This is a genomic window from Xanthomonas sp. LF06-19 (assembly GCF_034105425.1).
In the GTDB taxonomy this organism is placed as follows: Bacteria; Pseudomonadota; Gammaproteobacteria; order Xanthomonadales; family Xanthomonadaceae; genus Xanthomonas_A; species Xanthomonas_A sontii.
The window spans coordinates 376,867-402,513 of sequence record NZ_JAXGGH010000002.1 but is presented as its reverse complement, the minus strand read 5'-3'; the positions used below and the strand labels follow the sequence as shown (position 1 = coordinate 402,513).

Annotated in this window: 24 protein-coding genes and 1 riboswitch; of the genes, 14 read left to right on the top strand and 10 right to left on the bottom strand. The window is 70.7% G+C overall.

Annotation, left to right across the window (positions count from 1 at the left end; all coding sequences use genetic code 11):
- Positions 1-189: 189 nt before the first annotated feature.
- Positions 190-573: a MerC domain-containing protein gene (locus SLW55_RS05820; protein ID WP_017911918.1), complete on the bottom strand. Its 384-nt coding sequence runs from the start codon at positions 571-573 to the stop codon at positions 190-192.
- A 75-nt stretch (positions 574-648) separates the two neighbouring features.
- Here SLW55_RS05820 and SLW55_RS05815 point away from each other — a divergent pair, with 75 nt between their 5' ends.
- Complete coding sequence (locus tag SLW55_RS05815; protein ID WP_320744806.1) at positions 649-1,974, top strand: GTP-binding protein; 1,326 nt, start codon at positions 649-651, stop codon at positions 1,972-1,974.
- A 61-nt stretch (positions 1,975-2,035) separates the two neighbouring features.
- Here SLW55_RS05815 and SLW55_RS05810 read toward each other — a convergent pair whose 3' ends face one another.
- Positions 2,036-2,899 (bottom strand): EamA/RhaT family transporter, encoded by an 864-nt coding sequence (locus SLW55_RS05810; protein ID WP_320744805.1) that lies wholly within the window; start codon positions 2,897-2,899, stop codon positions 2,036-2,038.
- Between the two features lie 86 nt (positions 2,900-2,985).
- Between SLW55_RS05810 and SLW55_RS05805 the strand changes: the two genes are divergently transcribed.
- Both SLW55_RS05805 and zapE read left to right on the top strand, forming a co-directional pair.
- A complete protein-coding gene (locus tag SLW55_RS05805) occupies positions 2,986-3,651 on the top strand; it encodes a CocE/NonD family hydrolase (RefSeq protein WP_320744804.1) in 666 nt (221 codons plus the stop codon).
- Positions 3,648-4,745 carry a cell division protein ZapE gene (gene zapE, locus SLW55_RS05800; RefSeq protein ID WP_267098820.1) on the top strand — a complete coding sequence of 366 codons (1,098 nt, stop codon included), beginning with the start codon at positions 3,648-3,650 and terminating at the stop codon, positions 4,743-4,745. Before SLW55_RS05805 ends, zapE begins: the two co-directional genes overlap by 4 nt.
- A 22-nt stretch (positions 4,746-4,767) precedes the next feature.
- Here the strand turns inward: zapE and SLW55_RS05795 are convergent, their stop codons facing one another.
- Positions 4,768-5,166, bottom strand: a complete 399-nt coding sequence (locus SLW55_RS05795; protein ID WP_267098819.1) for a hypothetical protein — start codon at positions 5,164-5,166, stop codon at positions 4,768-4,770.
- A 140-nt stretch (positions 5,167-5,306) separates the two neighbouring features.
- On the opposite strand from SLW55_RS05795, the gene SLW55_RS05790 reads away from it, so the two are divergent.
- From SLW55_RS05790 to SLW55_RS05780, 3 genes are all read left to right on the top strand, one after another.
- Positions 5,307-5,765, top strand: coding sequence for a MarR family transcriptional regulator (locus SLW55_RS05790; protein WP_017908250.1), 459 nt, complete (start codon positions 5,307-5,309; stop codon positions 5,763-5,765).
- An 87-nt stretch (positions 5,766-5,852) separates the two neighbouring features.
- Entirely contained in the window at positions 5,853-6,284 is a 432-nt protein-coding gene (locus SLW55_RS05785) for an organic hydroperoxide resistance protein (protein WP_017908249.1), read from the top strand.
- A gap of 163 nt (positions 6,285-6,447) precedes the next feature.
- Positions 6,448-7,218 carry an NAD-dependent deacylase gene (locus SLW55_RS05780; RefSeq protein WP_267083955.1) on the top strand — a complete coding sequence of 257 codons (771 nt, stop codon included), beginning with the start codon at positions 6,448-6,450 and terminating at the stop codon, positions 7,216-7,218.
- Positions 7,219-7,252: 34 nt separating this feature from the next.
- Here SLW55_RS05780 and SLW55_RS05775 read toward each other — a convergent pair whose 3' ends face one another.
- The 3 genes from SLW55_RS05775 to ompR all read right to left on the bottom strand — a co-directional run bounded on the left by SLW55_RS05775 (position 7,253) and on the right by ompR (position 10,244).
- Positions 7,253-8,173: an alpha/beta hydrolase gene (locus tag SLW55_RS05775; RefSeq protein WP_320744803.1), complete on the bottom strand. Its 921-nt coding sequence runs from the start codon at positions 8,171-8,173 to the stop codon at positions 7,253-7,255.
- 77 nt (positions 8,174-8,250) lie between these two features.
- Positions 8,251-9,519, bottom strand: a complete 1,269-nt coding sequence (locus tag SLW55_RS05770; protein ID WP_295942154.1) for an ATP-binding protein — start codon at positions 9,517-9,519, stop codon at positions 8,251-8,253.
- On the bottom strand, positions 9,516-10,244 hold the full coding sequence (gene ompR, locus SLW55_RS05765; protein ID WP_267098816.1) for a two-component system response regulator OmpR: 729 nt from the start codon (positions 10,242-10,244) through the stop codon (positions 9,516-9,518). The genes SLW55_RS05770 and ompR overlap by 4 nt, the downstream gene beginning before the upstream one ends.
- 178 nt (positions 10,245-10,422) lie before the next feature.
- Here ompR and SLW55_RS05760 point away from each other — a divergent pair, with 178 nt between their 5' ends.
- The 5 genes from SLW55_RS05760 (at position 10,423) to SLW55_RS05740 (ending at position 16,149) form a co-directional block, all read left to right on the top strand.
- On the top strand, positions 10,423-10,896 hold the full coding sequence (locus tag SLW55_RS05760; protein WP_320744802.1) for a hypothetical protein: 474 nt from the start codon (positions 10,423-10,425) through the stop codon (positions 10,894-10,896).
- A gap of 187 nt (positions 10,897-11,083) precedes the next feature.
- Positions 11,084-11,303: riboswitch (cobalamin riboswitch) on the top strand.
- 180 nt (positions 11,304-11,483) lie between these two features.
- Entirely contained in the window at positions 11,484-13,898 is a 2,415-nt protein-coding gene (locus SLW55_RS05755; protein WP_320744801.1) for a ribonucleoside-diphosphate reductase subunit alpha, read from the top strand.
- A gap of 108 nt (positions 13,899-14,006) precedes the next feature.
- Positions 14,007-15,047 carry a ribonucleotide-diphosphate reductase subunit beta gene (locus SLW55_RS05750; protein ID WP_010340146.1) on the top strand — a complete coding sequence of 347 codons (1,041 nt, stop codon included), beginning with the start codon at positions 14,007-14,009 and terminating at the stop codon, positions 15,045-15,047.
- 120 nt (positions 15,048-15,167) lie between these two features.
- Positions 15,168-15,728: a flavodoxin gene (locus tag SLW55_RS05745; RefSeq protein WP_152236672.1), complete on the top strand. Its 561-nt coding sequence runs from the start codon at positions 15,168-15,170 to the stop codon at positions 15,726-15,728.
- Positions 15,729-15,816: 88 nt separating this feature from the next.
- Positions 15,817-16,149 carry a thioredoxin family protein gene (locus tag SLW55_RS05740; RefSeq protein WP_017911175.1) on the top strand — a complete coding sequence of 111 codons (333 nt, stop codon included), beginning with the start codon at positions 15,817-15,819 and terminating at the stop codon, positions 16,147-16,149.
- 106 nt (positions 16,150-16,255) lie between these two features.
- Here the strand turns inward: SLW55_RS05740 and SLW55_RS05735 are convergent, their stop codons facing one another.
- Positions 16,256-17,161, bottom strand: coding sequence for a LysR family transcriptional regulator (locus SLW55_RS05735; protein ID WP_267098813.1), 906 nt, complete (start codon positions 17,159-17,161; stop codon positions 16,256-16,258).
- A 99-nt stretch (positions 17,162-17,260) separates the two neighbouring features.
- On the opposite strand from SLW55_RS05735, the gene SLW55_RS05730 reads away from it, so the two are divergent.
- Together SLW55_RS05730 and SLW55_RS05725 are read left to right on the top strand one after the other, a co-directional pair.
- Positions 17,261-18,514 carry an MFS transporter gene (locus SLW55_RS05730; RefSeq protein ID WP_017908688.1) on the top strand — a complete coding sequence of 418 codons (1,254 nt, stop codon included), beginning with the start codon at positions 17,261-17,263 and terminating at the stop codon, positions 18,512-18,514.
- A 33-nt stretch (positions 18,515-18,547) separates the two neighbouring features.
- Positions 18,548-18,928, top strand: coding sequence for a VOC family protein (locus tag SLW55_RS05725; protein WP_267098812.1), 381 nt, complete (start codon positions 18,548-18,550; stop codon positions 18,926-18,928).
- Positions 18,929-18,965: 37 nt separating this feature from the next.
- Here the strand turns inward: SLW55_RS05725 and SLW55_RS05720 are convergent, their stop codons facing one another.
- Together SLW55_RS05720 and SLW55_RS05715 are read right to left on the bottom strand one after the other, a co-directional pair.
- The gene (locus tag SLW55_RS05720; protein WP_320744800.1) at positions 18,966-20,930 is read right to left on the bottom strand and encodes a S8 family peptidase; all 1,965 of its coding nucleotides are present in this window, start codon (positions 20,928-20,930) and stop codon (positions 18,966-18,968) included.
- 65 nt (positions 20,931-20,995) lie between these two features.
- Complete coding sequence (locus tag SLW55_RS05715) at positions 20,996-23,350, bottom strand: YadA-like family protein (RefSeq protein ID WP_267093079.1); 2,355 nt, start codon at positions 23,348-23,350, stop codon at positions 20,996-20,998.
- Positions 23,351-23,485: 135 nt separating this feature from the next.
- On the opposite strand from SLW55_RS05715, the gene SLW55_RS05710 reads away from it, so the two are divergent.
- Positions 23,486-24,886 carry an ATP-binding protein gene (locus tag SLW55_RS05710; protein ID WP_320744799.1) on the top strand — a complete coding sequence of 467 codons (1,401 nt, stop codon included), beginning with the start codon at positions 23,486-23,488 and terminating at the stop codon, positions 24,884-24,886.
- Here the strand turns inward: SLW55_RS05710 and SLW55_RS05705 are convergent.
- Entirely contained in the window at positions 24,867-25,607 is a 741-nt protein-coding gene (locus SLW55_RS05705; protein WP_152236666.1) for a response regulator transcription factor, read from the bottom strand. The genes SLW55_RS05710 and SLW55_RS05705 overlap by 20 nt on opposite strands.
- Between the last annotated feature and the right edge of the window lie 40 nt (positions 25,608-25,647).

Here is a 25,647-nt window from a genome sequence, read left to right as displayed (position 1 = left end):
CCATGTACGCCGCCCCTTCGGGGTTTTTCCCCGCGCTGGCCGCCGCTTCGGAAGGGAACCCGACAAGTCAAAAGCCAGAGCAACGGCAAAAACAACGGCAAAAACAACAGCAAAAACAACAGCGAAAGCCACGCTGCATCGCGCCCCTGATCGCCTCGAGCGAAGCGCGCTACACAGCGCGCCCCATGCTCAATGCCGGCAACGCCGCCGATGCCGGCGCCAGTTCCACAGATGCGCACTGGCCAGCGCCAGACTGCCGCTCACCGTCATCGCGGTCTCGCTGGCCTCGTCGGGAATCCCGAAGGCGCCGGCCAGCAGACCGAGCAGGCCCAGCGCCGCCAGCGTCCACAGCGGCCAGGGCAGCGCGTCGCGCCGGTGCCCGCGCCACAGCGCCAGCCCCGCCAACGGCGCGGCGATCGCCACGAACACCACGTGCACCCACTCGGCCTCGGCCCAGACGCCGAACAACGGCAGCGCCGCGGCCAGCAACGGCAACGCCAGGCAGTGCAGCAGACACAGCCCGGACAGCACCATCGCCGAGGCGTCGAAGAAGGATTGCGGCAGGGATTTCATGGACGTCCACTCCAGTGCTTCAAGTGTTATATAGTAACATTTTCAGCCCGCCACGCCTCCGCGCCGATGCCCGCTATGTCCACGTCCGCCGTTTCCGATTCCCGCCTTCCCGTCACCGTCCTGTCCGGCTTCCTGGGTGCCGGCAAGACCACCCTGCTCAACCGCGTGTTGCACAACCGCGATGGCCGCCGGGTGGCGGTGATCGTCAACGACATGAGCGAGGTCAACATCGACGCGGCGCTGATCCGCGACGGCGGCGCCGCGCTCAGTCGCACCGAAGAGACCCTGGTCGAGTTCAGCAACGGCTGCATCTGCTGCACCCTGCGCGACGACCTGCACCAGGAGGTGCAGCGCCTGGCCGGGAGCGGGCGCTACGACTACCTGCTGATCGAATCCACCGGCATTTCCGAGCCGATGCCGGTGGCGGCGACCTTCGCCGTGCGCGACGCCGACGGCCGTGGCCTGGCCGACGTCGCGCGCCTGGACACCATGCTCACCGTGGTCGACGGGGTCAGCTTCCTGCGCGACTTCGGCTCGGCCGAGCGCCTGGCCGACCGCGGCCTGCAGGCCGGGGACGACGACGAGCGCGGGCTGGTCAACCTGCTGGTGGAGCAGATCGAGTTCGCCGATGTGATCGTCATCAGCAAGGCCGACCTGACCGATACGGTCACGCTCGACCGCACCCGCGCGGTGCTGCGCGCGCTCAATCGCGATGCGCGCATCGTCGAGGCCAGCCGTGGCGACGTGCCGCTGGAGCTGGTGCTGGACACCGGCCGCTTCGACTTCGTGCGCGCGCAGCTGGCGCCGGGCTGGATGCAGGCGCTGCGCGGCGAGCACGCGCCGGAGACCGAGCAGTTCGGCATCGAAAGTTTCGTCTATCGCGCGCGCCGGCCGTTCCATCCGCTGCGCTTCGCGCGGCTGGCGCAACGCGGCCTGCGCGACGTGATCCGCAGCAAGGGCTTCTTCTGGCTGGCCAGCCGCATGGACTGGGTCGGCGAACTGTCCATCGTCGGCGCGGCCACCCAGACCCAGGCGGCCGGCTTCTGGTACGCGGCACGCGAGCGCGTGGACCGCGGCCTGCTGGACACGCCGCTGGCGCTGCCGCCATCGCCGCTGGCGTACACCGAGCTCGGCTGGCAGCGCCAGCAGACTGCGTGCTGGAACGCGCCGCCGCCGCAGGCCGAGGAGGTCGGCGATGCGCGCGAGTACGCGGCGCTGCGGGCGATGTGGCATCCGCTGTGGGGCGATCGCCGCCAGGAACTGGCGGTGATCGGCGTCGGCCTGGACACGGCGCGGGTACGCGCCGAACTCGATGCCTGCCTGCTCGACGATGCCGAACTGCAGCAGGGGCCGGTGGTGTGGCAGGGCTTGGAAGATCCGTTTCCGGTGTGGAGGCGTTGAGGGGCTGGGAATGGGGAATCGGGAGTGGGGAATCGTAAGAGCGGGGTGCGGGTGCTGATGGTTAGCTGCCTGCGCCCATCGCGATCAGGACGATCGCCGGCACCGCCAGCAGCAGGCCCAGGCGGTTCCAGCGGTTGGTGCGTTCGCCGAACACGGCGATGCCGAGCAGGGTGCCCAGGCCGATCACGCCCAGGTTCATCGCCGCGAACACGCTGGCCGGGCTGTCCGGCAGGGCCTGGTGCGCGCGCACGTAGAACAGGATGTTGCCGAAGTTGAGTGCGCCCAGCAGCAGGCCGGCGCCGAGGTTGCGCCAGGCCAACGGGACGGTGCCGCGCAGGTGGCGCCACAGTTGCACGCCCAGCAGCAGCACGAAAGCCAGCGCGAAGGCGACCAGCAGCGAGGCGGCGAACGGCGTGCCGGCCTGGGCGATGCGCTTGAGCAGCACGTCGATCGCGGCGAAGCCGACCCACACCAGCAGCAGCCACGGTGTGGTGCGTGCGGTGCTGTGCGCGGCCGCCTGCGGTCGCTGCACGATGCCGACGATCGCCAGCAGGCCCAGCGCCAGGCCGGCCAGCTTGGCGCCGTTGGCGCGTTCGCCGAACCAGAGGAAGGCCGCCGCCAGCGACAGCAGCAGCGACAGCCGCTGCGCCGCGTCGGTGCGCACGATGCCGGCGTTGGCCACCGTGCGGCCCAGCACCAGGAACAGGCTCGGCAGCAACACGCCCAGCGCCAGCAGCGACACCCACGGCGTGTGCGCATCGCCCAGCGCGGCCAGCGGCGGCTGCAGCAGCGCGGCGCACAGCAGCAGCGCCGCCAGGTAGTTCCAGGTCACCGCCTGGGCCAGGTCGATGCGCCGCTGCGGCGCCAGCTTCAGCAGCGCCGAGACCAGCACGCTGCACACCACACTCAACAGGACGAAGACCACACGCAGGATCCGGATCGGGAGGAAAAAGAACGCTGCGTGCACCGCTTCGGCATGTGGCCGCGACCCAGCCCCGGTATTATGACCGCATGACCTCTCCCGCTTTCCCCACCGCTTCCGGCGCACTGACGCTGCAAGGCCCCGCCGGCCCGATCGAGGCCGCGGTCGATCTGCCCGACGCCGACGTCGCCGCGTTGCCGGTCACCGCCATCGTCTGCCATCCGCTGTCCACCGAGGGCGGCAGCATGCACAACAAGGTGGTGACCATGGTCGCGCGCGCGTTGCGCGAGCTGGGCGTGCGCGTGGTGCGCTTCAACTTCCGCAGCGTCGGCGCGTCTGCCGGCAGCTTCGACCACGGCGACGGCGAGCAGCAGGACCTGGCCGCGGTGGCCGCCTGGGTGCGCGATCAGCGTCCGCACGACGTGCTGTGGCTCGCAGGTTTCAGCTTCGGCGCCTACGTCTCGCTGCGCGCCAGCGCCGCGCTGCAGCCGCAGGTGCTGATCTCGATCGCGCCGCCGGCCGGGCGCTGGGATTTTTCCGGCATGGCGCCGCCGCCGCAGTGGCTGGTGATCCAGGGCGAGGCCGACGAGATCGTCGATCCGCAGGCCGTGTACGACTGGCTGGAGACCCTGGAGGCACAGCCGGAACTGGTGCGCATGCCCGACACCAGCCATTTCTTCCATCGCAAGCTGATCGACCTGCGCGGCGCGTTGCAGCACGCGGTCAAGGCCTGGCTGCCGGCGGCACAGGCGTGAGCGCGGCGGCATTGCCGTCGCAGCGCTACGCCGAAGGCGTGGCGCGCGGCGACTGGCGCGACGATCCGGCGCAGCACGCGGCGCTGGCCGAACTGGACCGCATCCATACCGCGATCGTGGACGGCGACCAGGAGGGCTGGCTGGACCGGCTGTCGGCGTTCTGGAAGAAGCCCGAGCCGGTGCGCGGGCTGTATTTCTGGGGCGGGGTCGGCCGCGGCAAGACCTTCCTGGTCGATCTGTTCTACGACGGCCTGCCGATCGCGCGGAAGTACCGCACGCATTTCCACCGCTTCATGCGCGGCGTGCACGAGCGCCTTCGCGAGCACGCCGGGCAGAGCGATCCACTGGCGAAGATCGCGCAGGAGTGGCGCAGCCGGCTGCGCGTGCTGGTGCTGGACGAGTTCTTCGTCACCGACATCGGCGATGCGATGCTGCTGTCGCGCCTGCTCGAGCGCCTGTTCGCCGAGGGCGTGACCCTGGTCACCACCTCCAACACCGCGCCGCAGAACCTGTACCTCAACGGCCTGCAGCGCGAGAGCTTCCTGCCGGCGATCGGCTTGCTGCAGACCTATTGCGTGGAGCTGTACGCCGAGGGCACCGAGGACTACCGCATGCGCGCGCTGACCCGCTCGCCGGTGTACCGCGCGCCGCTGGCCGAGGACAGCGACGCCTGGCTGGGCGAGCGCTGGAGCGCGCTGACCGGCAATGCCGAGGCACGCCGCGGCAACATCGAACTGGAAGGGCGCAAGATCCCGGTGCGCGCGCGCGGCAAGAGCATCGTCTGGTTCGATTTCGTCGCCTTGTGCGAAGGCCCGCGCGGTCCCAGCGACTACATCGAGATCGCGCACGAGTTCACCACCGTGCTGCTCGGCGGCATCCCGCACTTCGACCGCATGAACGAGGACGCGGCGCGGCGCTTCGTCAACCTGATCGACGAGCTGTACGACCGCCACGTCAACCTGGTCTGCACCGCGCAGAATCCGCCGCCGCTGCTGTACACCGGCGAGCGCCTGGCCGGTGCGTTCGAGCGTACCGCCTCGCGCCTGATCGAAATGCAGAGCGCCGAGTACCTGGCGGCGGCGCACCGGGTCTGAGCGCAGGAGCGTCTGCGGACGCTCAGCGCACCGCGCCGGGCGCACACAGCCCGGCGACGAAGCGCGGCATCAGGCCCGCGCCGGCGATCTCTTCCAGATAGGCGGCCGCCGGGCAACCGGCGCCGCCTGCGCTGTGTGCGCAGCGCGCCGTCCCCGACGCGCCGTCCTGCGGCAATTGCCGGTCCATGGCCTGGCGCTGCGCCGCGGACAGCCCATCGCGAAACGTCTCCTCGGCATCGAGCAGATCGGCCGGGGTGAGCCGGTCGGTCGGCACGCCGGGGCACTGGCGACGGGTTTCCCGGGCCAGTGCGTCGGCGCCGGCACCGATCAGCACCGGGCCGTCGGGCAGGGTGTTGGGCACGGCCTTGGGCACCAAGGGGGCAACGCCGAGCGCGGCCAGCAGCAGGAACGATGCGCGCATGCGGAAGCTCCTCGAGTTGCGCGCAGCGTAGTCCTGCGTCGCTCGCAGCACGAGGGGGAGGGCGGCGCCGGCTTCAGCGAGGAGTAGGTAGGCAAAAATATCGCTTGCTATTAAATAGCGCGCTATGTAATATGGTGCCCATGGACCGTACCTCTGCCCCCGACGCCACCGCCCTGCTGAAGCTGGATACCCAGCTGTGCTTCGCGCTGTATTCGGCCAACCTGGCCATGCACAAGCTCTACCGCGGGCTGCTGCGCGACCTCGGCCTGACCTATCCGCAGTACCTGGTGATGCTGGTGCTGTGGGAGCAGGACCAGCGCAGCGTCTCGGACATCGGCGAGAAGCTGTTCCTGGATTCGGCCACGCTGACCCCGTTGCTCAAGCGCCTGGAGGCGATCGGTCTGCTGACCCGCAGCCGCGCCGCCGAGGACGAGCGCCGCGTGCTGATCGCGCTGACCGCCGACGGCCAGGCGCTGCGCGCACGCGCGCAGGCGGTGCCGGAAGGCGTGCTGTGCGCGGTCGCCTGCGACCTGCAGCAACTGACCCGGCTCAAGCACGACCTGGAAGAGGTCCGCGGCAAGTTGCAGGCCGCGGCCTGACCGATTCCCGTCCCGATCTCGCACTTCCCTCTACGCACTTCCCTCTACCCCATGGCGCCGCGGCGCCGCCCTCCAAGGAGAACCACCATGGCTTCACCGACCACCATCGCCTACACCGCCACTGCCACCGCCACCGGGGGCCGCGACGGCCGCGCCGCCACCCCGGACAAGGCGCTGGACGTCAAGCTGTCGACCCCGCGCGAGCTGGGCGGCGCTGGCGGCGACGGCACCAACCCGGAGCAGCTGTTCGCGGCCGGCTACTCGGCCTGCTTCATCGGTGCGCTGAAGTTCGTCGCCGGGCAGGAGAAGGTGGCGCTGCCGGCCGAGACGAGCATCGAGGGTCATGTCGGCATCGGCCAGATCCCGGGCGGCTTCGGCATCGCCGTGGAACTGCGCATCGCCGCGCCGGGCCTGGAGCGTGCGACGCTGGAATCGCTGGTGGAGAAGGCGCACCAGGTGTGCCCGTACTCCAACGCCACCCGCGGCAACATCGACGTCAAGCTGGTCGTGCTCGACTGAACCAGCGCGATGTCCGGGCCGGCGCCTGCGCCGGTCCAGGGCGACACACCACGGGCGGCCACTGGCCGCCCGTTCGCGTTGTGGGCGCCGCGCGTGTTGCCACGCACATTGAGACCACCCCGCGGGGGTGCAATAGTGTGAGCTTGATCAAATCGGGCGCGCCATGCTCAGTTCCGCCTACAACGCCGAGACCGTCGCCGCTTTCCTGCAGGGCGCACGCCGTCTGCTGGTGCTGACCGGTGCCGGCATGTCCGCCGAGAGCGGGGTACCGACCTTCCGTGGCCAGGACGACAGCCTGTGGTCGCGCTTCGATCCCGAGCAACTGGCCACCGAGGACGCCTGGCGTGCCGACCCCGCCCTGGTCTGGGGCTGGTACCGCTGGCGCATGGCGATCGTGGCGCAGGCCCAGCCGCACGCCGGGCACCTGGCGCTGGCGCGCCTGGCCGAGGTCCGCCACACCACCCTGGTGACCCAGAACGTGGACGACCTGCACCAGCGCGCCGGCAGCGAGGTCGCCGCGCACGTGCACGGCCGCCTGTCGGCGCTGCGCTGCAGCGACTGCGGCCAGCCCTGGCGCGGCTTGCTGCCGCCGATCGACGTGCACACGCCCAGCCAGCGCCTGGTGCCGCCGGTGTGCGCGGCCTGCGGCGGCACGGTACGCCCGGGCGTGGTGTGGTTCGGCGAGGCGCTGCCGGCGGCGGAGTGGGCGCGCGCGCAGAGCGCGGCCGACGCCGCCGACCTGGTGCTGGTGATCGGCAGTTCCGGCCTGGTCTATCCGGCCGCCAGCCTGCCGCTGCAGGCCAAGGAGCGCGGCGCCTGCGTGGTCGAGATCAATCCCGAACCCAGTGCGTTGTCGGCCCGTGCGGATCTGCACTGGCGCGACAGCGCCGCGGTGGCGCTGCCGTTGCTGCTGCAGCAGTGCATGGTGGCCTGAGCGCGTTGCCGGCCGCGGAAGCTGCGCGCGGCGCTCAGCGCAGCGTGTGCAGGAACGCGTCCACCGCCGCGGTGTAGGCCGAGGGCAGGCCCAGGTCGCGGTTGAGTTCGGCGTGGCTGGCATCCTGCGGCAGCACCTCGACGCGGATGCCGCGGGCGCCGGCCTTGCTGGCCAGGTGGCGCGCCTGCGCGCAGGCATCGGCACGGCGGCTGGAGCACACCGCCAGCAGCGGCGGCGCGCTGGCGCCCATGACGTGGTACGGCGAGGCGGCGATCCAGTCGCTGCGCACGCTGCCGAACGCGCGGTCGTACAGCGGCAGATGCCGTTGCTGCATCACCTGCTCCACGTCCATCGCCGCACTGTCCAGCGCCACCGTGCCCAGCGGTCGGCGCGCCCCGGCCTGCGCCAGCAGGTCCGGCGACAGGTTCAGCAGGCTCACCAGGTGCGCGCCGGCCGAGTGGCCCATCAGCACCAGCCGCGCCGGATCGGCGCCCCACTGTGGCGCCAGTTGCTGGATCCGGGCGACCGCGCGCGCCACGTCTTCTGCCTGCGCAAGCGGCGTGGCCTGCGGCAGCAGGCGATAGTTCACCGACACCAGCACATGGCCCTGCGGCAGCCAGTGCGCGACCTTGTTGGCGGCCACGCCGGGGTTGTCCTTGTCGCCGTCGGCCCAGCCGCCGCCGTGCACCATCACCAGCAGCGGCGCCTGGCGCGCGCCGGCCGGCAGGTACACGTCCATGCGCTGCGCCGGGTCTGGGCCGTAGGCGACGTCGCGCAGCACCTGCGCGCCGGCGGGCAGTGGCGCACGCGCGGTGTCGGCGCGGTCGCCCTGCAGACGCTGCAGCAGGCGTGCGCGCAGGCGTCCGTCCTGGGCGTGGACGGGAGCGGCGAGCAACGGCAGCAGCAACATCAGGGCGAGCAGGCCGTGGGTGGGCGAGGGGCGGGACAGGCGCATGGGCGGATCACTCCATGGAGGACGGCGAGGAGGGGCGTGGCGCGGCCGACGCGTGCGGGCGTCGGCGCGCGCCGGGTTCAGGCCGGGCGCAGATGCAGGATGGCGCACAGGCCGTGTGGGGCGATGGGCTGCAGCAGCAACGCGCCGCGATGCTGGCGGGCGACGCGCTCGACGATCGCCAGGCCCAGTCCGCTGCCGCCATGGCCGCCGTGCACGAACGGCTGCGGCGCGCGTGCGGCCAGCGCCGGGTCCAGGCCGGGGCCGTGGTCGCGTACCTCGATGCGCCAGCCATCGCCGCCGTCGCCGTGCAGGCGCAGCTGGAACGGCGCCGCGCCATGCCGTTCGGCATTGCCGATGAGGTTGCCGAGCGCGCGCTGCAGCGCCAGCGGCCGCCCGTGCAGCGGCGCCTGCGCGGGCAGGACGGCCTCCCAGCCGGGTTGCGCCGCGCCCAGCGCCTGCCGGCAGAGGTCGACCAGGTCCAGGGCGACGGCCGGTTCGTCGCGGCCGTCGCGGGCGTAGGCGATGAACTGCGCCAGGATCGCGTCGATCTCGCCGATGTCGCGCTCCATGCCCTCGCGCAGTTCCGGCTCCACCTGCGGCAGCAGCGCCAGCGCGTACTGCAGCCGGGTCAGCGGGGTGCGCAGGTCGTGGGAGATGCCGGCCAGCAGCAGCGCACGCTCGGCCGCGGCGTGGCGCACGTCGGCGCTGGCCGCCGTGAGCGCCTGCGCCAGCGCGGCGACCTCGCGCGGACCGCCGGTGGCGATCGGTGCGGCCTGTTCGCCGCGGACCAGGTGCGGCGCGGCCTGCGCCAGTTGCCGCAGCGGCCGCACCAGGCGCCGCGCGACCAGCGCAGCGGCCAGCCAGACCAGCAGCGCGCAACCGGCCAGCATCGCCATCGAGAACCGGCGCAGGCCGTGCTCGCGCGGCTGGCTGGAGAACGCCACCCACAGCGGGGTCGGCGTGGCCAGTTGCAGCCACAGGGTGCCGTCGGCATCGCGGCGCAGCGCGCGCCCGGGGCCGAGCTGATCGGCCGCGCGGCGCTGCATCGCGTCGGCCAGCGGGCCGGCGGCGCTGGCGGTGGGCGGCGCGCTGCGCAGTTGCAGCCCGGCCTCGCGCAACGCCGGCGTCAGCGCCGCAGCGGCCGGCGAGCGCTGCAGCGCCTCGGCGACATTGGCGAAGCCGTGCAGCATGCGCAGTTGCTGCTGCGCTGCCGGCCGTACTGCCAGTTCGCGGCCGAGCAGCAGCGCCAGCAGGCCGGCGCCGGCCAGCACCAGCGCGATCACCAGCGCCAGTTGCCCGAACAGGCTGCGCGGCCAGCCGGCGACGCGGGAAGCCGGCGCGCTCACGCCTGCGGCTCCGGCGGCACGTACACATAGCCCACGCCCCACACGGTCTGGATCAGCCGCGGCGTGCGCACGTCGTCCTCCAGCAGCTTGCGCAGCCGCGCGACGATCACGTCGATGCTGCGCCCCAACGGCTCGTGTTCGCGGCCGTGCGCCAGGCTGGACAAGCGGTCGCGGCTCAGCGGTTGCTGCGGGTGCCGCAGCAGCACCGACAGCACCGCGAACTCGGCGGTGGTCAGCTTCAGCGGTTCGCCGTCGCGGCGCAGCTCGCGCCGCCCCAGGTGCAGGCGGAAGCGGCCGAAGCCGATCTCCCCGCCGTCCGGCTGCGGCGCGCCGGCCCCGCCCGGGCGGGTACGGCGCAGCACCGCACGGATCCGCGCCAGCAGCTCGCGCGGGTTGACCGGCTTGGGCAGGTAGTCGTCGGCGCCGATCTCCAGGCCGACGATGCGGTCGATCTCGTCGCCCTTGGCGGTCAGCATCACGATCGGGGTGGCGTCGCCCTGGCCGCGCAGGCGCCGGCAGATCTCCAGGCCGTTCTCGCCGGGCAGCATCAGGTCCAGCACCACCAGGTCGTAGTGGCCGCGCGCCAGCGCCTGCTGCAGCTGCACGCCGTCGGCCACCGCCTTGACCGCGAAGCCCTGGCGCTCCAGGTAGCGGCACAGCAGGGCGCGCAGGCGGTCGTCGTCGTCGACCAGCAGCAGGCGGGGAGCGGGCGCGGCATCGTCCATGGACGCCACTATCGGTTGCGCCGCGGCCCCGCGGCAACGGCCGCCGCGACGCAACTGTAAGCGGATGTTTCCGCCGCGGCGTTCGGCAACATTTGCTGGCCGATGCGGCGCCCGCGGCGCCGGCGCCATGGCTACGGTGACACTCGGCAGCACGCCGCTGCCGTCATCGGAGAACGCCATGTCGCTGTCCCGTCGCATCACTCCCTTGCTGCTGGCGCTGGCCGCCGGCGTCCTGGTCGCGCCCAGTGCACCGGCACGCGAACACACCCGCACGCGCACCGCCGGCGGCGCCGAGGGCGCCCGCCACGCCGCCGTGCAGGCCAGCGCCAGCGGCGCGCACGGCAGCGTGCAACGCGCCCGCCAATGGCAGGCCGACGGCAGCGCCACGCGCCAGGGCCGTGCCGAGCGCAACGCCGACGGCAGTGCCAGCCGCCAGGGCAGTGCCAGCGTCCAGCGCGCCGACGGTGCCAGCGCGAGCAGCAGCGGCAGCCTGGCCCGGGCCGCCGACGGTACGCTCAGCGGCAGCCGCCAGAGCAGCGTCGATGGCACGCAGGGCAGCTACCAGGGCAGCACCAGCGTGCAGGACGGCAGTGTCGTCCACACCGGCACCTGCACCGACGCCAGCGGCGCGGTGGTGCCGTGCCGGCCCTAAGCGAGGTGGCGGTGTCGGGGTCGTCCGGGGGCGCCAACGCCCGTGTTTGCGGCCGGCTTCACGACCCCGTCACGGCCGCGAACGGCCGCCGCGGCAGGGCCGGAATCGGCCGTCGACGGCAAACCGTTGCCAGGCTTAGGTTTTCGTAATTTCACCCATATTTAGCGTTGACGTCGTCGACCGACCCCACTATCTTGGGGTGGTCGGTTCCAGCGGCCCCAAGCCGCGGGATCAAAAGGGAAGCCGGTGCGGCGTGCCAACGCCAACTCCGGCGCTGCCCCGCAGCGGTAATTGGGAACGAACCCGTCATCCGCACTGAGGCGCCCGCCTTGGGAAGCGACGGGCTAGGAACCGGCCACGGCCGTTGCCCATCAGCCCGAAGACCTGCCGACAGCCGCGCGAAGCACACCGCGCGGCGCCGACCGCGCGCTCTCCGGGGGGAGAGGGTCGGTGCAGCGTTGACCGCCCGCAGGCCCGGTGCCTGCGCCGTTTGCAGTCTTCGCGACACCGCCTGCCCACCTGCGAACCCGGTCGGACCGCTGCCTGCGAGGGTCGGGCGGCCGCGTGCACCACGCTTGGAGACCTTCATGAGCCAGACCCACAGCCTGCCGGCCACCGCGTCCGTCGACGCCGCCGTCGACCCCACGACCGCTGCCGCCACTGCCCAGCCGAAGCCGACGGCCAGCAGCGAGCCGAGCAACGACCAGCGCGCCGTGACCTGGATCGTCAAGGACGGCGGCAACCGCCGCATGGCCTTCGACCGCTCGCGCCTGCAGCGCACCCTGGACCGGATCCACGCCGAGTTCCCGCAGCTGGACGTGAGCGACTACGAGCGCAAGGCCTTCGCCTTCATCGAGAAGAAGGAAAGCCTGTCGGCCGACGACATGGTCGACTACCTGATCCGCGAGGCCGAGTCGCGCGTGGACATCGCCACGCCGGAGTGGGAGTACTTCGCCGCGCGCCTGTACCTGGACCGCCTGTACAAGCGCGCCAGCAAGAACCGTTTCTACGATGCCGGCGAGAAGTACGGCTCCTACGTCGGCCTGCAGGAAAGTCTGGCCGACCGCGGCGTGTACTCGATCGACATCCTCAAGAACTACTCCAAGGACGAACTGGCCGAAGCCGGCCGCATGATCGATCCGGAGCGCGACAAGCTGTTCGCCTACAACGGCCTGTACCTGCTGGCCACGCGTTACCTGGCCACCGACAACTCGCGCAAGGTCTACGAACTGCCGCAGGAGCGCTGGCTGACCATCGCCCTGTACCTGATGCAGGACGAGAAGCCGCGCGAGCGCCGCATGCAGCTGGTCGGCGAGGCCTACTGGGCGCTGTCCAACCTGTACATGACCGTGGCCACGCCGACCCTGGCCAACGCCGGCAAGATCGGCGGGCAGCTGTCGAGCTGCTTCATCGACACCGTCGACGACAGCCTGCAGGGCATCTACGACTCCAACACCGACGTGGCGCGCGTGTCCAAGCACGGCGGCGGCGTCGGCGCCTACCTGGGCTACGTGCGTTCCTCCGGTTCGGCGATCCGCGGCGTGAAGAACTCCAGCGGCGGCGTGGTGCCGTGGATCAAGCAGCTCAACAACACCGCCGTGTCGGTGGACCAGCTCGGCCAGCGCAAGGGCGCCATCGCCGTGTACCTGGACATCTGGCACCGCGACATCGAGGCGTTCCTGGACCTGCGCCTGAACAACGGCGACCAGCGCCTGCGCGCGCACGACGTGTTCACCGCGGTGTGCGTGCCGGACATCTTCATGGAAGCGGTGGAGCGCCGCGGCGAGTGGTACCTGTTCGACCCGCACGAGGTGAAGGAGGTCAAGGGCTGGTATCTGCAGGACTTCTTCGACGAGAAGCGCGGCGAAGGCAGCTTCCGCGCCCGCTACGAGGAGGTGGTGGCCGACGAGCGCATCGGCCGCAAGGTGGTCAAGGCCATCGACATGTTCAAGCGGATCATGGTCAGCCAGCTGGAGACTGGCAACCCGTTCATGTTCTATCGCGACGAAGTCAATCGCATGAACCCGAACAAGCACCAGGGCATGGTGTATTCCAGCAACCTGTGCACCGAGATCCTGCAGAACATGAGCCCGACGCGGGTCATCCAGGAGATGATCAGCGGCGACCAGATCGTCACCACCAAGCAGGCCGGCGACTTCGTCGTGTGCAACCTGTCCTCGGTGAACCTGGGCCGCGCGGTCACCGCGCAGCCGGACCTGCTGTCGCCGGACATCCTGGAGCGGCTGATCCGCGTCCAGGTGCGCATGCTCGACAACGTCATCGACCTCAACGAGCTGCCGGTGCCGCAGGCCACCATCACCAACCAGAAGTACCGCGCGATCGGCCTGGGCACCTTCGGCTGGCACCACCTGCTGGCGCAGAAGGGCATCGACTGGAATTCGCCGGACGCCGAGGCGTACAGCGATTCGCTGTACGAGCGCATCAACTACCTGACCATCCAGGCGAGCCTGGCGCTGGCCAAGGAGAAGGGCGCGTACAAGGTGTTCAAGGGCAGCGACTGGCAGAACGGCGAGTACTTCACCAAGCGCGGCTACGACAGCGCGCAGTGGCAGGAACTGGCCGCGCAGGTGAGCGTGCACGGCGTGCGCAATGCCTGGATGGTGGCGGTGGCGCCGAACATGAGCACCGCGCAGATCGCCGGCTCCACCGCGTCGATCGACCCGATCTACAGCGCGTTCTACTACGAAGAGAAGAAGGACTTCCGCCGTCCGGTGGTGGCGCCGGGGCTGACCGTGGACACCTATCCGTACTACGAGAAGGGCGCCTACAAGGTCGACCAGTTCGCCAGCGTGCGCCAGAACGCGCGCCGCCAGCGCCACGTCGATCAGTCGATCAGCTTCAACTTCTACGTGCCCAGCGGCATCCGCGCCAGCACCCTGCTGGACCTGCACATGACCGCGTGGAAGGAAGGTCTGAAGACCACCTACTACGTGCGTTCCAACGACATCGACATCAGCGAGTGCGAGTGGTGCTCGAGCTGATCGCCGGCGTCTGACGCCCGCGCCGCGCGGCAGGCTCGACCTGCCGCGCGCGTCCCGCATTCCCGCGCCGTCCGCCGGCGCCGTTCACCCGACTACCGAAGCACATCCATGGCCATCGCGCTCGACCGCATCAAGATCCTCGAACCGCTGCACCCCAACCGTTCCACCGGCATCATCAACGGCACCACCAGCGGCATCCTCAACTGGAACGACATCCCGTACCCGTCCTTCTACCGGGCGTACAAGGAGCTGTCGACCAACTTCTGGATCCCCGACGAAGTGGACATGAAGGGCGATGCCAAGCAGTACGGGGAGCTGTCGGCGCGCGAGAAGAACGCCTACGACTCGATCATCGGCCTGCTGGCCACGCTGGATTCGCCGCAGACGCGCTTCATCTACAACGTCGCCGAATACATCACCGACCCGGCCGCGCACGCCAACGCCGCGATCATCGGCCAGCAGGAAGTGATCCACAACGAGAGCTACTCGTACGTGCTGGCCTCGATCGCCGGCCTGGCCGACCAGAACCGCGTGTTCGAGATCGCGCGCACGCATCCGACCATCATCGCGCGCAACCAGCCGATCATGCAGGCCTACGACGACTTCATGCGCGAGAAGACCGCAGAGACCCTGCTACGCTCGCTGATCCAGTCCTCGATCCTGGAAGGCATCAACTTCTATTCCGGCTTCGCGTATTTCTATAACCTGGTGCGGCAGAACCGCATGACCGGCACCGGCAAGATCATCAGCTTCATCAACCGCGACGAGCTGGCCCACACCAAGTTCATCAGCGAGCTGATCCGCGCCATCATCGGCGAGAACGCCGAGCTGCAGACCAACGAGCTGACCGACTACGTGCACCAGGCCTTCGAGCATGCGATCCGCCTGGAGACCGAGTGGTCCTCGGAAGTGCTCGACGGCATCGAGGGCATCGACGTGGACGAGATGATCCAGTACGTGAAGTACCGCGCCAACAAGATGTCCGGCATGCTCGGCATCGAGAAGCTTTACAGCGGCGCCAGCGACAACGTGATGCCGTGGATCAAGGCCTACGCCGACAACTTCACCGAGACCAAGACCGACTTCTTCGAGATGCGCAACGCCAGCTACAAGAAGACCAACTCGGACAACGGCTTCGACGATCTTTGAAGGGCCGGGATTGGGGATGATCAGCCGTTCGGCTGCTGAAAAGCCAGGCATTCGGGATTGGTGAAGCACCGCCATCCTGCTCTGACGAATCCCGAATCCCCACTCCCGAATCCCTGCCCCATGCGTATCCTGCTCGCCTACGCTTCGCTCAGCGGCAATACCCGCGACGTCGCCCGCCGCGTGCATGCGCAGTGCGAGGCGGCCGGGCACGCGGTCACCTGGATCCACACCGATCTGCAGACGCTGCAGGGCGCGCTCGGCGACGCCGCGCGTGCGGCGGACTTCGACCTGCATCTGCTCGGCAGTTGGAGCGACAACGCCGGGCGCACGCCGGCGGAGATGAAGCGCTATATCGCCGAGTTGGTCGAGGCGACAGGCAAGACGATCGAAGTGGCGGCGTTCGGCACCGGCGAGACGCAGTGGGGGCTGGAGTACTACTGCGGGGCGGTCAAGCGCATCGCGCGGTTCTTCGAGAGTGTTTATCCATTGCTGGAGATCGAGCAGATGCCGCACGGCGACCGCGACAACGCGGCCATCGACGCGTGGTGCGCGCAGGTGCTGGCGTTGTGCGCGGCGCGCGCGTCGTTGGCAGGCGATGTGCCGGTGGCCGCTGCCGAGTCCGCTCCCGCGGGCGCGGCTGGCTTCGCTGCGAGGGTGTTGCCGTTGCATGGCAGCGGCTGACGCCGTCGTCGTTCATCTGTTTTCCTGGCATCGCCGGCGTCCCCATCGCACGCCGGGCTTCTTCCGACATCAGACAAGGTTTCGTTCCATGCTCACCACCATCACCGTTTCCAGTGCCGAACAGTTCGCCGATGCCCTCGCCGCGCATCCGCGCGTGCTGGCCGATTTCAACAAGGACAACTGCCCGGGCTGCCGCATGCTCGACAAGTCGCTGGAGCGTTTCGCCGAGGGCGAGAGCGCGCAAGGCGTGACCCTGCTCAAGGTGAAGATGGAAGACGTGGGCGAGGAGTTCTTCCGCGCCCAGGGCCTGCGCCAGACGCCGACCCTGATGCTGTTCCGCCAGGGCGAGGAAGTGGCGCGTGTGCCCGGCTTCGTGCCGCCGGCCAAGATCGACGAAGCGGTGCGCACGCATCTGGGTTGAGCGCTTGTGTTCCTGGTAGGAGTGGCTTTAGCAGGGATAAGCTCTCTCGGTAAAGCCCTTCGGGGCTAAAGCCGTTCCTGCATTGCTGCTAGGGGAGTGCAGCCCCCTACCCACGCCTGCCCGCCGCATGCCCCTGCGCCAACTGCCACAGGTGGCGCACGATCGGCATCGCCTGCGCGGTGGCCGGCAGCGCGGCCAAGGCCAGTCGCGCCATCGGCACGCGGCCTTCGATGTCCAGGTAGCGCACGCCGGGCAACTGTACCTGCGCGGTCGAGGCGGGGACGACCGACACACCCAGTTCGGCGGCCACCAGGTTGACGATGGACGACATCTGCGGCGCTTCCTGTTCGATCTTCAGTTCGAAGCCGGCCTGGCGGCAGGCATCGAGGATCTCGTCGTAGAGGCTGGTGCCGAAGCTGCGCGGGAACAGGATGAACGGTTCGCCGGCCAACGCCGACAGCGGCGCGCGGTGGCGTCTGGCCAGGCGATGCGCCGCCGGGACGGCGATCTTCATCGGCTCGTCGGGCAGCTTGAGCAACTGCAGTTCCGAGGGCGTGGCCACGCTGTAGCGGATGAAGGCCGCATCCAGCCGCCCCTGCAGCAGCGCGGCGAGCAGGCCGGCGGTGTTGGTCTCCTCCAGCGCCAGCGTCACCGCCGGCCAGCCGCGGCGGAAGCCGCGCACCAGGGTCGGCACGATCGGGTTGAACGCGGCCGAGGCGGTGAAGCCGAGCCGCAGCACGCCGCTCTCGCCGCGTGCGGCGCGGCGCGCGGCATCGCCGGCGCGCTCCAGGTCGGCGAGCACGCGTCGGGCTTCGGTGCGGAAGGCGCGGCCGGCCTCGGTGAGCTCGGCGCCGCGCGGTGTGCGCACGAACAACAGCGTGCCCAGTTCCTCCTCCAGTGCGCGGATCTGCTGGCTCAGCGGCGGTTGCTGGATGCCCAGTTGCGCGGCGGCGCGGGTGAAGTGCCCGGCCTCGGCCACGGCCAGGAAATAGCGCAGGTGGCGCAGTTCCATGTCATATCCAGAGCATATGGAGAGTGGGGATATCATATATTGGACGCCGGGTGGCGGCAGGCGAATACTGGCCATCCGTCTCCCGCCGTGACCCACACCGTGAACGCCTCCAGCCAATGCCCGCCGGTGCACGCCGTGGACGATGCGCCGCTGTTGCGCATCCGCCTGGCGCTGTTCCTGGCCGGCTTCGCCACCTTCTCGCTGCTGTACAGCGTGCAGCCGCTGCTGCCCGAGTTCGCCCGCGAGTTCGGGCTCAGCGCGGCGGCCAGCTCGTTGCCGCTGTCGCTGGCCACCGGCGGCCTGGCGATCGCGATCTTCTGCGCCGGCGCAGTGTCGGAGACGCTGGGCCGGCGCGGGCTGATGTTCGTGTCGATCGCACTGGCCGCGCTGCTCAACCTGCTGGCGTCGTGCCTGCCGCACTGGGGATCCCTGGTGGTGGTGCGCGCGCTGTCGGGCATCGCCTTGGGCGGCGTGCCGGCGGTGGCGATGGTGTACCTGGCCGAGGAACTGCCAGCGAGCCGGCTCGGCGCGGCCACCGGGCTGTATGTGGCCGGCAATGCGTTCGGCGGCATGGTCGGCCGCATCGGCATGAGCATGCTCACCGACCACTTCGACTGGCGCGTTGCGCTGGCCACGCTGAGCACGGTGGATCTGCTGGCCGCGGTCGGCTTCGTGTGGCTGCTGCCGCCGTCGCGGCACTTCGTGCGCCGCCAGGGAGTGAATCTGCGCTTCCACCTGCGCGCCTGGGGCGGGCATCTGCGCGATCGCCACCTGCCGTGGCTGTTCGCGATCCCGTTCCTGGCGATGGGCGTGTTCGTCAGCGTCTACAACTACGCCGGCTTCCGCCTGGGCGGGCCGGAGTTCGGGCTGAGCCAGAGCCAGCTCGGCATGATCTTCAGCGCCTACGTGTTCGGCATCGTGTCCTCATCGGTGGCCGGCGCGGCGTCGGACCGGTTCGGCCGCGGCCCGGTGGTGCTGGCCGGCATCGCCACCGCGGCGCTCGGCGTGGCGCTGACCCTGGCGCATGCGCTGGTGCCGGTCATCGCCGGCATCGTGCTGCTGACCATCGGCTTCTTCGTCGCGCATTCGGCGGCCAGCGCCTGGGTCGGGCGCCTGGGCGGGCAGTTCAAGGGCCATGCCGCCTCGCTGTACCTGCTGGCGTACTACGCCGGCGCCAGCGTGATCGGCTCGCTCAGCGGTGCGGCGTGGCAGCACGGCGGCTGGAGCGCACTGGTCGCGTGTTGCCTGGTGTTGCTGGGCATCGGCCTGGTCGCCGCGCAGGTGCTGCGCCGCGGCGCCGACGACAGCCGCCCCTACGGCCGCTTCGGGCCGCATCCGCCGCGCGGCGAGTGAACCGCGCTGCCGTCATCCAACGATGGTTCCGCAATGCAGATCGACCATCTCGACCATCTGGTCCTCACCGTCGCCGACATCGACGCCACCTGCGCGTTCTATGCGCGGGTGTTGGGCATGCGCGTGGTGACCTTCGGCGAAGGCCGCAAGGCGCTGGCGTTCGGCGCGCAGAAGATCAACCTGCATCGGCATGGCCACGCGTTCGACCCGAAGGCGCAGGTGCCTACGCCGGGCTCGGCCGATCTGTGCTTTCTCACCGCCACGCCGCTGGCGCAGGTGGCCGAGGAACTGTGCGCTGCCGCCGTGCCGATCGAGGACGGGCCGGTGCAACGCACCGGCGCCCGCGGCCCGATCCTGTCGCTGTACTTTCGCGATCCGGACGGCAACCTGATCGAGGTCGCCAACCCGTCGTGAACAGGGGCGCCGCCGCGGCAGCGCCCGTGGCGTTCGGTCACTCCGTGTAGCTCACCGACAGGGTCACGTTGGCGTAGCCGCCGCTGCCGCCGACCAGGCGGAAGAAGTAGCTGCCGGTCGCCGGCAGCGCCATCTGCACGTTCTGCGTGGTGCCGTTGCGCACCGAGCTGTAGTCGGCATCGCTGCCGTCGGCGCTGGGTGCGCGCACCGCACGTACGTACAGCCGGAGCTGGCCGCTACCGCCCAAGGTGCGCAGTTGCAGGTTGCGTGCGTTGGCCGGGACATCCAGGCGGTACAGCGGCCCCTGGCCCGTAGCGGCGGACAGCCGGCTCTGCGTGCCGCGCGCGATGGTCGTGGCGGTGGCTTCCTCGCCGCCGCCGCTGGCGCCTGCAGCGCGCGCGACCGCCTTGCCGGCATTGAGGATGCCGGCGCCGATGCGCAGCGTCGGCTTCACCGGGAACACGTTGGAGGTCTGGGTCAGGATGTCGCGCATCTGCGCGGTCGTCGGCACCGGCCGGCCGGCGTTGATCGCCGCGCTGATCGCCAGGGCGACCACGCCGGCCACGTGCGGAGAGGCCATGGACGTGCCCGCGTAGCCGGCGTAGGCCGGCTGGTCCGGACCATGGGTGCCGTTGTTGAGGGTGGACCAGACCAGGCCGGTGCGCACCGATCCCGCACCGCTGGATGCATCGTTGGCGTACACGCCGCCGCCGGGCGCGGACAGGGTGATGGTATTGCCGAAGTTGGAATAGTAGGCGCGACCGCCGGTGATGCCGGTGGCGGCGACGTTGATGACGCCCGGGCAACTGGCCGGCGAATAGCCCCCGGCGTCGGCGTTGTCGTTGCCTGCGGCCACCACCACCACGCTGCCGCGCGCGATGGCGCTGGCGATGGCATTGGCGGTGACCGAATCCTGCGCGCAGGCGCCGCCGCCGCCCAGGCTCATGTTGATCACCTCGGCGGGGTTGGCATTGTCGGGCACGCCGTCGACGTGGCCGCCCGAGGCCCACACGATGGCATCGGCGATATCGGCGGTGGTGCCGCCGCAATGGCCGAGCGCGCGGATCGGCAGGATCTTCGCGTCCGGCGCGATCCCGGCCATGCCGATGCCGTTGTTGGTGCGCATGGCGATGGTGCCGGCGACGTGGGTGCCGTGCCAGGAACTGTCGGTCTGTTCCTGCGGTTGCGCACAGCCGCCGTTGGCGACCAGGTACTTGTCGTCGGTGGTCCAGTCGCCGGTGTCCCAGCCGCCCGCGACGCGTCCGTTGCTGGCGCGGCCGGACATCAGCGCATCGCTGATGAAGTCGTAGCCGGCGCTGGCCAGCGAGGTGTCCAGGTCCGGATGCGCGGTGATGCCGGTATCGATCACCGCCACCACCACGCCCTGGCCGGTGCCGTACTGCCAGGCCGGCAACAGATCGATGCCGCCACGGTTGGGATAGCCGGTGGTCTCCGGCGCCAAAGTTTCCAGGTGGCCATCGGGCGTGCGCAGGTGCCACTGCACGGCGTAGCCGGGATCGTTCGGTGCGCTTGCCGCGCTTGCCGCGCTGGCCGTGGCCTGCGCGGCGCTGCGTACCGGCTTGAGCACCAGGTTGGGCTCCACGTGCGCGATTGCGGGGTCGGCCTTCAGGCTGGCGATCAGCGTCTGCAACTGCGATGGCGTCAGCGCGCGGCTGGGCCGCACCAGGTCGGCGCCGATGGCGAGGCGACGCACCCGGTTCAAGGCCGGGGCGGTCTGCCGGTAGGTGCTGGTCCAGGTGCTGGCGGTGCTGCGCGCGGCCATGATCTGGTTCAGCGTGGCGCTGGCGGCGCGCGTGTCGCGGACGGCGCTGCTGCCGTCGCGATAGGTCACGATCAGGCCGTCGTAGACGGTGGATTGCCCGGGCGCGGCCTGGGCCAGGACCGAGAAGCGCGGGGCGGTCTGCGCCTGCGCGGTGCCGGCGAGGGCCAGGCCCAGCGACAGGGTCAGCAGGTTGCGGGAAAGCGGGGTGGCATGGGTCATGGCGGTGTCTCTGCGAAGATCGACGAAGGCGTGGAAATCAAGGAAGGGCGGCACCTACGGTCGTGTCACCAGCTGAAGCCGGCACCGGCGGACACGCTCTTCTCGCTGCCGGAGAAGGCGCCGCCGAGCGAGACGCTGGCGCGGTTGCCGATCGCGCGCTGGTAGCCCACCGCCAGCGCGCTTTCGCCGCCCTGCGAGCCGACGCCGACGCCGATGCGGTTGGCCCCGGCCAGGCCGGAGGTGTTCACCGCCATGCCGGCATAGGCGGCGCTGACCGCGCCCATCCGGTCGATGCGCCGGTCCAGGTGCTGGAAGCGCTGGTCGGTGTCGGTGCGCAGCTTGGTCAGGTTGTCGTCCCAGCCGGCCATGCGGCTGTCGGTGTAGGCGTTGGCGCTGCTCAGCGTGGCGCTGTCGCCGGCCTGCATCTGCGCGACGTTGACCGCATCGGTGGCCGCGCTGCCGGCGGCGACGTTGCTGATCTGGCGTTCGTTGCCGGCGCTGCCGACCGAGACGGTATTGGCGCGCGTGGCGGAGGAGCCGCGGCCGATCGCCACGGCATTGTTCGCCGAGACCGACGCGCCCTGGCCGACGGAGGTGCCGGAGGCGGCCGTGACCGTGGCGCTTTCGCCGACCGCCACCGCGTTGGTGGCATTGGCGCTGATGCTGGCGTTGGCGCCGACCGCGGTACTGCCGTCGGCGTTGACCTGCGCGTTGCCGCCCAGCGCCGTGTCGTTGGGGCCGTAGGCCAGCGCGTTGGAGCCGATTGCCGTGCCGTTCTGGCCGTTGGCGGTGGCCTGCGCGCCCACTGCCACGGCATTGGTGCCGGCGCCGACGCTGGGGCCGCCGGTGCCGCCGCCGCCCACCGCCACGCCGCCGGCACCACTGCCGACCCGGGTGTCCAGCGCCGACAGTGCGCCATCCAGCGCCGACAGCGCCGAGCCGACCGTGCCGTAGCTGCGGCCCTGGATCAGGTAGCTGCCGCCGCTGAAGCTGCCATCGCCGCCGACCGCGCTGCCGGCGCCGAGCGCGCTGGCGATGCTACGCAACTGCAGCACGTTGACCGCGTCGGTGTCGGCGGTGCCCGCGGCGATGTAGGTGAGCTGGCGCAGCGCACCGTCGTTGCCGAAGGCGACCGCATTGTCGCGGTCGGCCATCGAACCGGCGCCGATGGCCACGCTGTTGGCGCCGGTGGCGGCGCTGTTGTAGCCCAGCGCGACGCTGCCCGCGGTCAGTGCGGAGGCGCCGCTGCCGAGCGCGGTGGCGCCGGCGGCATTGGCGCTGGCGATGGCGCCGAAGGCGCTGGCGTCCTGCCCGTCGGCGAAGGAGCTGGCGCCCACCGCCAGCGCATTGGTGCTGGTCGCCAGCGCGGAGGCGCCCAGCGCCATGCTGTAGTCCGCGTCGGCATGGCTGTCGAAGCCCAGCGCGGTGCCGTAGTCGGACAGCGCCCAGGCGCCGGCGCCGACGGTGACCGCGCCCAGTCCGTTGGATTGCGCCGGCACGCCTGCATTGCTGGCGCCGATCGCCACGCTTTGCTGGCCGGCCGCCGAGGCGCTGTCGCCGATCGCGATGCCGCCGTCGCCGCTGGCGGTGGCGGTGTAGCCCATCGCCACGCCGAAGAAGCCGGAGGCGACGCTGTAGCCGCCGTTGGCGACGGCGCCGGTGCCGCTGGCATTGGCGGCATAGCCGAACGCGCTGGCCTGCTCGGCGCTGGCGCTGGACGAGGAGCCGCTGGCGGTGGCGTACTTGGCGCTGGCCGATGCGGTGGCACCCACTGCGGTGGCGCCGGAGCCACTGGCGCTGGTGTTCCAGCCCAGCGCGCTGGCACTGTCAGCGGTTGCGGTGGCGGCCGTGCCCAGGGCCAGGGAACCGAAGCCGGTACTCTGCGCGCCGGCCGAGTCGCCGTAGGTGCTGCCGAAGAAGCTGCCGCCGATCGCGATCGCCGAGGTGCCGCTGGCGACCGCGCCGTCGCCCATGGCGATGGCGGCGCTGTCGGAGGCGACGGTGTGGTGGCCGATCGCGATGGCGAAGGCGCCGGAGGCGTCTGCGCGTGCGCCCATCGCCACCGCGCGCAGGCCGGCGGCGCTGGCGTAGTCGCTGCCGTCGTTCAAGCCTTCGGCCAGGAAGTAGTGGGTGGTGTTCTGGGTGCCGGGCTGCACGTCCTGGGTGGTGGCGTCCTGCGGCGCCGCGTCGGCGTCGGCGCTGTCCGTCTCGGTGGGGGTGGCGTTGCCCTGCGGCGCCTGCGATGGCGGCTGGGTCGCCGCGGTCGGTGCCGTGGCAGTGACCGCGAAAGCGCTCGAGGGCAGGCTCAGCGCGAGCAGCAACGCGGCGGTCAACAGACCGTCAGAGGCCTGCGGCAGGATGGACGAGGACGACGACAGCGGGCGCACGGCGGCGCGCAGGGCATTGGGCAGAAGAGGCATGGTCGATTCCGGGCTGGGGCCGGGAGCGTCGTCCCGACAACGAGTCAGGCCCGATTAAGGCCGCAAGCCCAGCCCCCTTCAATGCACGCAAATTCACGTCTCCCTCACGGTAGACTCACCGTCATGGGAGCCTGGGTGAGATGGGGTGCGCACTCTGCGCCGGTCGCGCTTGCCGCGCGGCTGTGGCGGCGCCTCTCGCTGTGGCTGCGCCGGGTGCCGATCGCCGATCCGCTCGACCGTCGCAACGCGCCCGCGCTGCAGGTGCTGTTCGTGTTCCTGGGCAGCGAGATCCCGCTCAACAAGCTCTACCACCTGCTGACCGCACCGCGCATCGAGATGAGCACGATGCAGCTGGCGGTGGACGTGGGCACCGATGCGGCGATCGCCGCCGCGGCCTGGGGCGGGGTCTGGATGATCCGCCGCGGCTTGCTGAAACAGGCCACGGCCATGTTCATCGCGGTGGTGCTGTGCTCGGCGGTCGCCGCCAACCTGGCGTTCGGCTACCAGCTGCAGGCCTTCGATCCGTACCCGATGATGATGCTGACCCTGGCCGCGCTGGTGATCGGGCGCCGCGCGCTGTGGCTGGTGTACCTGTGCATCCCACTGATCTTCTGGCTGGGCATGGAAAGCCCCTGGGGCCAGGACCCGCGCGGCACCCGCAGCCCGTTCCAGAACCTGCCCTCGCTGGCGCTGAGCTACCTGATGATCACCCTGGTGCTGGATCGCACCGTCGCCGCGCTGCGCGAGAGCCTGTGGCGTGCGCGGCGCAGCGCCGCGCGCCTGCGCGTGGAGATGCGCGAACGCACCCTGGCGCAGCAACGCCTGCTGCATCTGCAGAAGATCGAGCTGGTGGAGCAGCTGGCCAGCGGCGTGTCGCACGACTTCAACAACATCCTCAGTGCGATCCTCGGCTACACCGAGCAACGTCATTGCGTGCACGAACTGGACTATCACCCGCCGCGCGATGCGCTGGTGCTGGCCGATGCACTGGAAGGCGTGGCGCTGGCCGCGCATCGCGGCGTGGCGGTCAGCCGCAAGCTGCTCAGCTTCAGTCGCCGCGAGGCGAGCGTGCCCGAGCGCTTCGATGCCGGCGAAGCGCTGCGCAGCCTGCAGCCGATGCTGCGACAACTGTTCGGTGCCGCGGTACAGGTGCGTCTGGATCTGGCCACCGAAGCGGCGCCGGTGTTCCTGGATCGCAGCCGCTTCGATCTGGCGCTGCTCAACTTCGCCGCCAACGCGCGCGATGCGATGCCCGGCGGCGGCTGCTTTTCGCTGCAACTGCGCCGCGATGGCGAGGCCATCGCCATCGCCATCGCCGATACCGGCGTGGGCATGAGCGAGGCCGTGCAACGGCAGATCTTCGAGCCGTTCTTCACCACCAAGCCGGCCGGGCAGGGCACCGGGCTGGGCCTGACGGTGGCGTTCGAGATGGCGCAACAGGCGCATGGCAGCCTGCAGGTGCGCAGCGCGCCCGGCGCCGGCACCTGCTTCGTGCTGCGCCTGCCGCTGGCCGGGCTCAACGCTCCTGCGGCATGAGCAGATAGCCTTCGCCGCGCACCGCGCGCAATGGCAGCGCGCTGCCGGTGCGCTCCTGCACTTTCTGCCGCAGCCGATGCAACAACGCGTCCAGCCGGTGCGGATCGATCTCCAGCCCGGCATTACCGCCGAGCATGCCGACCAACGCATCGCGGCTGACCAGGCGCCCGCGCGCCTGCCACAGGCTCTGCAGCACCTTGCGTTCGGACGCGGTCAACGGCACCGCCTGCCCGTCCGGCGCGAACAGGCACCAGCCGTCGTCCTGCAGTTGCCATTCCTCGCTGGCCGGCGCGCTCGGCCGCAGCATGCGCCGGGCCACGCTGAACAAGGTGGCGGCGAGGATCTCGATCTGCACCGGCTTGATCAGGTACGCATCCGCACCCTGGACCAGCCCGCGCACCAGATCCGGCTGCTCGCCGCGGCCGCTGAGGATGACGATGCCCATGCCGGGGCGGCGTTCCTGCAGTTGCTGGGTCAGGGTGAAGCCGTCGCTGTCGGGCAAGCCGATGTCGAGCACGATCAGATCGAAACGCTGCGCCTCCAGCGCCGCCCACAGCGCCTGCGCGGTGCGCAGCGGCGTGACCTCGAAGCCGTGCCGCTGCAGGCCCGGCAGCAACACGCGGTCGCGCAGCACATCGTCGTCCTCCAGCAACGCCACCCGCAGTGGGGCGTTGGCGGCAGCGGCGAGCGGGGACGGGGTGGGATCGGAAACGCGGCTCACGAGACGGAATCGGCGAAGGGATGGCATTCCTCACGGAGGC

Bases quoted from the DNA above. Each gene is read 5' to 3' on its own strand.
- SLW55_RS05790 (WP_017908250.1), top strand. From the start codon at position 5,307: ATGGACCGTACCTCTGCCCCCGACGCCACCGCCCTGCTGAAGCTGGAT.
- SLW55_RS05795 (WP_267098819.1), bottom strand. From the start codon at position 5,166: ATGCGCGCATCGTTCCTGCTGCTGGCCGCGCTCGGCGTTGCCCCCTTG.
- SLW55_RS05735 (WP_267098813.1), bottom strand. From the start codon at position 17,161: ATGGAACTGCGCCACCTGCGCTATTTCCTGGCCGTGGCCGAGGCCGGG.
- SLW55_RS05805 (WP_320744804.1), top strand. From the start codon at position 2,986: ATGACCTCTCCCGCTTTCCCCACCGCTTCCGGCGCACTGACGCTGCAA.
- SLW55_RS05775 (WP_320744803.1), bottom strand. From the start codon at position 8,173: ATGCGCCTGTCCCGCCCCTCGCCCACCCACGGCCTGCTCGCCCTGATG.
- SLW55_RS05785 (WP_017908249.1), top strand. From the start codon at position 5,853: ATGGCTTCACCGACCACCATCGCCTACACCGCCACTGCCACCGCCACC.
- SLW55_RS05755 (WP_320744801.1), top strand. From the start codon at position 11,484: ATGAGCCAGACCCACAGCCTGCCGGCCACCGCGTCCGTCGACGCCGCC.
- SLW55_RS05760 (WP_320744802.1), top strand. From the start codon at position 10,423: ATGTCGCTGTCCCGTCGCATCACTCCCTTGCTGCTGGCGCTGGCCGCC.
- SLW55_RS05740 (WP_017911175.1), top strand. From the start codon at position 15,817: ATGCTCACCACCATCACCGTTTCCAGTGCCGAACAGTTCGCCGATGCC.
- SLW55_RS05720 (WP_320744800.1), bottom strand. From the start codon at position 20,930: ATGACCCATGCCACCCCGCTTTCCCGCAACCTGCTGACCCTGTCGCTG.
- SLW55_RS05725 (WP_267098812.1), top strand. From the start codon at position 18,548: ATGCAGATCGACCATCTCGACCATCTGGTCCTCACCGTCGCCGACATC.
- ompR (WP_267098816.1), bottom strand. From the start codon at position 10,244: ATGGACGATGCCGCGCCCGCTCCCCGCCTGCTGCTGGTCGACGACGAC.
- SLW55_RS05815 (WP_320744806.1), top strand. From the start codon at position 649: ATGTCCACGTCCGCCGTTTCCGATTCCCGCCTTCCCGTCACCGTCCTG.
- SLW55_RS05820 (WP_017911918.1), bottom strand. From the start codon at position 573: ATGAAATCCCTGCCGCAATCCTTCTTCGACGCCTCGGCGATGGTGCTG.
- SLW55_RS05715 (WP_267093079.1), bottom strand. From the start codon at position 23,350: ATGCCTCTTCTGCCCAATGCCCTGCGCGCCGCCGTGCGCCCGCTGTCG.
- SLW55_RS05750 (WP_010340146.1), top strand. From the start codon at position 14,007: ATGGCCATCGCGCTCGACCGCATCAAGATCCTCGAACCGCTGCACCCC.
- SLW55_RS05780 (WP_267083955.1), top strand. From the start codon at position 6,448: ATGCTCAGTTCCGCCTACAACGCCGAGACCGTCGCCGCTTTCCTGCAG.
- SLW55_RS05745 (WP_152236672.1), top strand. From the start codon at position 15,168: ATGCGTATCCTGCTCGCCTACGCTTCGCTCAGCGGCAATACCCGCGAC.